1 protein-coding gene is annotated in these 437 nt (G+C 66.6%); it reads right to left on the bottom strand.

Going from position 1 to position 437, the window contains the following annotated elements:
* Positions 1-92: 92 nt before the first annotated feature.
* Positions 93-437: cytochrome P450 (locus RB628_RS41485; protein ID WP_318325781.1), on the bottom strand; the 345-nt coding region annotated here is incomplete at its 5' end.

Here is a 437-nt window from a genome sequence, read left to right as displayed (position 1 = left end):
AGTTCGCGACCAGTTCCCCGGTGAGCAGCTTCAAGTCGTGGATCAGTTCCTCGCCTAAGGGCTGTCCCGTGACCAGCAGTTACGGGTCAGCCCTAGGTAAGGATGGGAAGCGCGGTCAGTCCGCGGACTAGGCGGGTGTGCCGCCACTGCAGTTGATCAGGTGGGACCGCAAGCCGGAGCCCGGGGAAGCGGGTCAGAATCGCACGCAGGGCGATGTCGGCTTCGGCTTTGGCCAGCGGAGCACCGACACAGCGGTGGATGCCGTGGCCGAAGCCGAGATGGCCGGCGGCATCCCGATCCAGGTTGAGCTGGTCTGGTGACGGGAACCGCTCCGGGTCGCGGTTGGCCGCTCCGAGAGCGACCAGTACAGGGACTCCGGCCTGGATCTCGGTGCCGCCGAGCGTGACGGCTTCCGTGGTGTACCGGAAGGTGGTCGT

Source organism: Streptomyces sp. ADMS (assembly GCF_033441795.1).
GTDB lineage: Bacteria > Actinomycetota > Actinomycetes > Streptomycetales > Streptomycetaceae > Streptomyces.
This window is presented reverse-complemented; position numbering and strand designations above follow the sequence as displayed.